A 7,310-nucleotide genomic window follows, 5' to 3' on the forward strand; every position below is an offset into this window, starting at 1 on the left:
TCCTTACGTATACGCCTACAAACAGGCGTGGGCGACGATGACACGAACATCAGGTCATGTCACCTCACGCAGCACGGCGTCTACCGCTACAGGCTGTCGCGACCGAGGTTGATGATATGCACACGCTGGTTGTCTCGCCTGCACATCTGGCATTGTATGCGTCCGCAGGCCGCGCGCGATCGATCCGCGCGCATTGAAGTACAGTCGGCCCAGGGAGGGCACTTAATGATTAACGTTGTATTGGTCGACGACCACGAGCTGGTCAGGACCGGTTTCCGGATGATCCTGCAGCAACAAGCGGATTTCCGGGTCAGGGGAGAGGCGGGCACGGCGGAAGAGGGCCTGCGGCTCATCCGTACGCTCGCACCGGACATCGCACTCGTGGATGTGCACATGCCGGGCATGAGCGGCGTGGAACTCACTGAGCGAGTCGTACGCGCCAAACTGCGCACGAATATCGTGATTCTCACTATCGTCGATGACGCCCGTTTTCCGAAGCGCCTTCTCGATGCAGGCGCGCTCGGATATCTCACCAAGGGCTGCTCGTCGGACGAATTGCTCAGCGCCGTGCGTCAGGTTGCCTCCGGTCGGCGTTATCTGGCTCCGTCCGTCGCGCAGCAACTTGCCCTCGCGACGCTGGACGGCTCGGAGTCACCCTTCGACACCTTGTCCACTCGCGAGATGGAAGTCTCGATGATGCTGGTTCGCGGGATGCCGCTCACATCGATCGGTGAGCGTCTCAACCTCAGTCCCAAAACGGTATCCACGTACAAACAGCGCCTGATGGAAAAGCTGCATGTGGACCATGTCGTGGGCCTTGCTCACCTGATGACCGTGCATGGACTTCTCGACACCCACAACCATCAGGTCGGCAGTTGAGATAGTTCGCAATCGGTAACAAAAAAAACGCCGGGCAATGCCCGGCGTTTTTTTGTGAGGGAGGCCGAGGCCTCCCCGTACTTCCCTTAGTGCTCGTCGCGCGGCGTGTCGCCGTGCGGCGTTTCCTGGCGAGGACGCGTCAGGAGATCGCCTTGCGCCGGGGGCGCCCACGGCGAACCGGTGGACGGTTCATCAGCTGCCGGAGCCGGAGCCGGCTCAGCGACCGGAGCGCGGGTCGTATCCGGAGCCGGGGCCGGTGCCGGTGCCGGAGCAGCGACTGGCGTCGGTGCCGGAGCGGCAACCGGCGTCGGAGCCGCGACCGGAGCCGGGGCAGGTGCCGGAGCAGCAACCACCGGGGCTGGCGCGGGCGCCGCTACCGGTGCAACGGCAGGTGCCGGTGCATGTTGTGCTTCGGGCGCCTTGGCCTCGGTAACGACCGGGGCCGGAGCCGGAACCGGGGCTGGAGCCGGAACGATGACGGGCTTCGGCGCTTCGACCGGGGCGGCTGCCTCGGCGGGCACTTCCACGATCGGGGCTTCCGGTGCCGTTTCCGGCAGCATGCCGCGAGCCGGCGTGTCGAGCACGGACGACTGCCTGGCCGGGGTGGCGAGCGGGATGGAGGGCTCGTCTACGGCCGGTGCGACCGGGGCCGGTGCATCGACGTGGACGGGTGCGCTTTCGACAGCCTTGGTTTCGACCGGCGTGGCCGCGACTGGCGCCTCTGCGGAGACGTCTGCCGTCTTCAACGGGGCGCCCGACTCGGTCTGGCGACGTTCGGTCGTACGCGCCTGCGCCGAGTCGGCCGGAGTAGCGGGATCGACAGGATGCGCATGCGGCGCGACCGGAGCGGAGGTGCCCGGGATCGGCGGCAGCTTCGGCAGCGAGGTCAGGGTGAGTGCCGAGGGCACCGACTCGTCATCCGCGGCCGTTGACGCGACCGTTGCGACCGCAGCCGTCGCCGCGGCGGGAGCCGGACGGGTGGCTTCATTGCGTGGCGCTTCTACCGCGAAGGCGTTCTCGGCGGCAGCGGCGGTGTCGAGCATCGGCGGCACGCTGGCGCTGTCACGCGTGGTGCGAGCTGGCGTGGTCTCGACGATGTCGTCGTTGTCATTCTCGTCGTCATCGAGGTCGTCGGCGTTGCCGCCTTCGATCGAGYCGGCCTGCGTACCATCTTCCTGGCGACGACGACGGCGACCGCCGCGACGGCCACGACGACGGCGCTGGCCACCCTCGGTGTCCTTGGTTTCGGTGGACGGGGCGCCGCCATCGGCGGCGACCGAACCCTCGACCTGCGTGAGGGCTTCATCGGTAATGACCGGCGAGATGCCGTCCTCGTCCTTCAGTGGGGCATTCGGCTTCTCGGCCGGGACACGAACGGTGCCCGGCGCGGCGGTCTGCGCAGCACCCGCAACGAGTGTCGTTGCCTTTTCGATCTTCTCGACCTTGTCACCCTGCGGCTGGCGCTCGCCACGCGGCTGACGACGGCCTTCGCCGCCCTGACGGCCTTCACCCTGGACCTGCTGCTCCTGGCGGCCGCCCTGGCGACCACCCTGCTGCTGTTCCTTCGGCTGACGCGGCGCCTTCTCTTCGCCCTGGCGTGGCTCGCCCTGACGCGGCTCGTTACGGGCCTGCTTGTTGCCGCCCTTGGCCTGCTGCTGGCCCTTCGGCTGCTGCTGCGCGTTGTCCTTGCGCTCGCCACGTTCGCTGCGTTCGCCGCGCTGACGCTGTTCGTTGTTCTTGTTGCGACCTTCGTTGCCACGACGGTCATCACGGCGCGGGTTGCGCTCGTTACGTCCACCGCTGCCCTGGCGCGATTCGTCGCGACGGGCCGGCGCCGGCTCGGCGGCGGGCGCTGCCGGCTCGGAGGAGCTGAACAGGCCACCGAAGAGGCGCGAGAAGAAGCCGCCCTTCGCTGCCGGAGCGGCAACCGGGGGACGTGCCTTCGCGGCGGCGACGGGCGCGACCGGAGTCTCGTCCTCGTCGTCACGGATCGGGGCGGGGGTGGACGGCACGACTCCGGTCACCAGCGGCTGCTCGCCACTGCCCAGGGCCTGGCCCATCTTCGGCAGGGCGACCGCGACCACCGGGGTGGTGCGCTCGTAGCTCGGCTTGCTGTGCTCGCCCATGTCCGCTTCACGGATACGGGTGATTTCCAGGTGCGGCGTCTCGAGCTTGTCGTCAGCGACGACGACCACGTGCACGTTGTGGCGCAGTTCGATCTCGACGACGCTGGCGCGCTTCTCGTTGAGCATGAAGTTGGCGACCGCGGGCGGCGCCTGCACCAGGACCTGCCCGGTGTTTTCCTTCATTGCGTGCTCTTCGATGAGACGCAGAGTGGACAGGGCCAGCGATTCGACGCTGCGGATGTGGCCATGGCCTTCGCAACGCGGGCAGACGATCTGGGTGGCTTCGCCCAGGCTCGGGCGCAGGCGCTGACGCGACATTTCGAGCAGGCCGAAACGTGAGATGCGACCGATCTGGACACGGGCGCGGTCCGCCTTGAGGGCGTCCTTGAGGCGCTCTTCCACCTCGCGCTGGTGGCGCGGGCTGTCCATGTCGATGAAGTCGATGACGATCAGGCCGCCGGCATCGCGGATGCGCAGCTGACGGGCAATCTCGCTGGCGGCTTCGAGATTGGTGTTGAACGCTGTCTCTTCGATGTCGCTGCCCTTGGTCGCCTTCGACGAGTTGATGTCGATGGCGGTGAGGGCTTCGGTCTGGTCGATGACGATCGAACCGCCGGAGGGAAGGCGGACGTTACGCTCGAAGATGCTTTCGATCTGGGTTTCGATCTGGTACCGCGAGAACAGCGGCGTCGGATCCTGGTAGAGCTTGAGCTTGCGCAGATTGTTCGGCATCACCTGCTGGACGAAGTCGCGGGCGTCGTTGAACAGCTGCTCCTCGTCGATGAGGATCTCGCCGATGTCATTACGCAGGTAGTCGCGCAGGGCGCGGATGAACAGCTTGGATTCCTGGTAGATCAGGAATGGGGCCTTCTGCGAGTTCGCAGCGCCCGAGACCGACTTCCACAGTTGCAGGAGGTAGTCGAGATCCCACTGGAGCTCTTCGGYGTCACGGCCCATACCGGCGGTGCGCACGATCAGGCCCATGTCGTCGGGCACCGAGAGGTGCTCCATCGCTTCCTTCAGGGCCTGGCGGTCTTCACCCTCGATGCGACGGGACACGCCGCCGGCACGGGGGTTGTTCGGCATCAGCACCATGTAGCGACCGGCGAGGCTGATGAAGGTGGTGAGGGCGGCTCCCTTGTTGCCGCGCTCTTCCTTCTCGACCTGGACGATGATTTCCTGGCCTTCCTTCAACAGCTCACGGATGTTGGACTTGCCTTCCGCGTTCGGGTTGAAGTACTCGCGGGCCACTTCCTTGAGCGGAAGGAAGCCGTGGCGTTCGGCGCCGTAGTCGACGAAGCAGGCTTCGAGGGACGGTTCGACGCGGGTGATACGACCCTTGTAGATATTGGCTTTTTTCTGTTCCCGGGACGGGATTTCAATATCGAGATCGTAAAGGTTCTGGCCATCGACGATGGCCACGCGCAACTCTTCGCGCTGAGTCGCGTTGATCAACATACGCTTCATTGTAAGTTCCTCGGCCTTGCCGCGCGGCCGCGCGCCGCGGTGGCGCCCTTTGGGGCGGCCTGCCGGGGATCGCGCCGCAGCGGTGAGGCTTCAAGCGGCATGGGATCCGGGACCGATACCTGGACCCGGCGTGATTCGTGATAAGCGCCTTGCAACCGGTCCGCGTCCTTACGGATTAGCCGGACAACCGCAACCCGAACCGCTACGATGTGGGGTGTGCTCACCTTCCGACCCCTCGGACGGAATGGCATGACACTCGCCTTACGTGACGGTACAGGCACCCCGCGAGAGATAAGTCTTCAGCGGAGCCTGGCGCTCGCCGAGTATCCTATCAAATTCGAGTTTTATCAATGCAGACGGTAACTTCCCTCGACGGCGGCCAAGGTGTGCGCATCGTCGAAATCGGCCCTGAGCGGGACGGCCAGCGCGTGGACAACGCCCTGATGACCATGCTCAAGGGGGTGCCGCGCAGCCTGGTCTACCGCATCCTGAGAACGGGGCAGGTCCGGATCAACGGCAAGCGGGCCAAGCCGGACACGCGCCTTGCCCTGGGCGATATGTTGCGGATTCCGCCGGTTCGCGTGGCCGAGCGCGAAGAGAACGAGGCGCCTTCCGGCATGGTCCGGTCGGTGGCCGACGCCGTCATCTTCGAAGACAAGCACTTCCTGGTGATCGACAAGCCGGTCGGCATCGCGGCCCATGGCGGCAGTGGCGTCAGCCATGGCGCCATCGAGCTGCTGCGGGCGGCACGGCCGAACGAGCACCTCGAACTGGTCCATCGCCTCGACCGCGATACCAGCGGTGTGCTCGTGCTGGCGAAGTCCCGGTCGGGACTGACGGGCCTGCAGGCGCTGATCCGCGAAAATACGGTGACCAAGCAGTACCTCTGCCTGATGACCGGTACGCCGCGCAAAGCCAAGTTCGACGTGAATGCGCCGCTTCTGAAGTCTGTGATGCACGGTGGCGAGCGCCTGGTCCGCGTCGACGATGCGGGCAAGCCCTCGCTGACCTATTTCAAGGAACTGGAGCAGTACCCGAACGCCCGCCTGATGCAGGCGACCCTGGGTACCGGCCGTACCCACCAGATCCGCGTCCATGCACAGTACGCCGGGCATCCGCTGGCCGGTGACCCGAAGTATGGCGACGAGGCGGCGAACAAGCGGTTCCGGGCCATGGGCCTGAAGCGGATGTTCCTGCACGCGGCACGCATGAGCTTCGACCTGGACGGCAAGAACTACGATTTTTCCTCGCCGTTGCCCGACGAACTCAAGGCGTTCCTCAACAAACTGGCCGGCTGAGGCCGGTCAGCCAAGGAACCTCGCGCTCACTTCCAGCGAGCGCAGGATCCCACCGGCCAGGCAGGCCTGCAGCAACAGGGCGCTGAACGCATGGGCCAGCGCCACGGGAAGCAGCGCGCGGTGATGCAGGTACCACCAGGCCCAGCCGAGCTCGGCGACGAAACACAGCTGCATCAACAGGCTGTTGGGCGTGTGCAGCAGGGCGAAGGTCAGCGCCGCGAGCAGCACGGCCAGCGGCCGCGGAAGGGCCYGCGCGAGCAGCGAGGCGACCACGGCGAGGATCAGCCACTGCTGGACGAAGGCCCACGCTATATAGAGGAGTGCGCGACCCGGTACCGGCCAAACCGGTGCGTGGCCCGCCACCGCCACGATCGCGATGGTGACTGGCAAGGCAAGGAGCGGCCAGCCTGCCGTGCGCCAGGCACCGAGCCAGCGCCAGCGCGGCAGCTGGCGCCTGATCGCCAGGAAAAGGGCGTAAACCACGCCCAGCGCGAACATGACGACAGCCGGTGCGGCCGGCCTCGCAGACAAGCCGAGACCCGCAATGAACCAGACGGGTCCGGCGATGACGAGGAGTGCTTCGATCGGGCCGGCCCGGACGGGCCGCACCGCGTCCGCTTCGGCGGGTTTCATCGCCGCGCGTACCGACGGCACGACGACCAGCAGCAAGAGGTAGAGCAGCGGAGCCGCCCAAGGCTGCCAGGCGGGAGCCGGAGGTTGCCGGACGGCATTGCCGAAACTCGCCGTGGGCGAGGTCGCCAACCGGGCGTCGCGCCAGTCGAGCAGGCCTTCGGCCGATAGTCCGTCAGGCAGGGACGTGGCGGCCGGTGGTAGCCATGTTTGAGGCGGTGCGAGAGAGGCCTCGCGAAGGGTAAGGGTCTGGCCGGCGGGCAGTGTGGCGACGAGTCGCAGCATGGCGGCCCGGCCCGGCGCGTTGACGGTGTGGTGGGTGTCATCGGTCCACTTGAGCCGGTCAAGCCGCACGGGGTGCGACAAGGCCTCCGGCGACAGATTACCCAGATCGGCATGTGCCACGGGTGCCTGCAGCGTCGGGCGGACCGCCAAGGCGTAATGCCCGGCCGCCGACGCCGAGGCATCCAGGCGCAGGGTCGCCAGCGCACGCAGGTCGGCCGGGCGGCGCAGCGGGAAGCCGATCTCTAGCGCGCTGCCGTCGGTTGCCCGCACCTGCAGGCCGCCCGGTACCTGTTGCAGTCTTCCGCCTCCGAAGACCCGCCCGGCAACGACATCGCCGCTGTCACGGAGATGCCAGCGCCATGGGGACGATCCCGTGGCGTACGCGGCGCGGTCATTCGCGCTATCGCGCTCGATCGCCCCGCGAACCACCGTGGCCGCAAGCCAGGGCAGGGCGAACAGCGACGCGATCGCCAGCAGCACCGCTGCGAAAGCGGTCCCGCGAGGCGACAGCTTGCGCACCTCAGCGATCCAGCAGGGCCTCGACACGGGCCGCGCAGATCATGTCGTTCAGCGAGAGCCCGCCGACATCATGCGTGGACCAGAGCAGCTGGCAGTGGCCATAGCC

At 66.8% G+C, this 7,310-nt stretch carries 5 protein-coding genes; 2 read left to right on the forward strand and 3 right to left on the reverse strand.

All coding sequences use genetic code 11. The annotated features are described in order from the left end of the window. Positions 1-225: 225 nt before the first annotated feature. Positions 226-879, forward strand: coding sequence for a response regulator (locus AC1DSN_RS15685; protein WP_046969125.1), 654 nt, complete (start codon positions 226-228; stop codon positions 877-879). An 86-nt stretch (positions 880-965) separates the two neighbouring features. On the opposite strand, the gene rne is transcribed toward AC1DSN_RS15685, so the two are convergent. Next, entirely contained in the window at positions 966-4,472 is a 3,507-nt protein-coding gene (gene rne / locus AC1DSN_RS15690) for a ribonuclease E (protein ID WP_477331559.1), read from the reverse strand. 350 nt (positions 4,473-4,822) lie between these two features. Between rne and AC1DSN_RS15695 the strand changes: the two genes are divergently transcribed. Next, positions 4,823-5,770, forward strand: coding sequence for an RluA family pseudouridine synthase (locus AC1DSN_RS15695; protein ID WP_213947989.1), 948 nt, complete (start codon positions 4,823-4,825; stop codon positions 5,768-5,770). A gap of 6 nt (positions 5,771-5,776) precedes the next feature. Here AC1DSN_RS15695 and AC1DSN_RS15700 read toward each other — a convergent pair whose 3' ends face one another. Continuing rightward, on the reverse strand, positions 5,777-7,204 hold the full coding sequence (locus tag AC1DSN_RS15700) for a CPBP family glutamic-type intramembrane protease (protein WP_477331561.1): 1,428 nt from the start codon (positions 7,202-7,204) through the stop codon (positions 5,777-5,779). 1 nt (position 7,205) lies between these two features. After that, positions 7,206-7,310, reverse strand: a 105-nt coding sequence (locus tag AC1DSN_RS15705) for a 4a-hydroxytetrahydrobiopterin dehydratase (protein WP_477331563.1), incomplete at its 5' end; no start/stop codon positions are given.

This window comes from Luteibacter sp. P4_D7_3 (genome assembly GCF_056401735.1).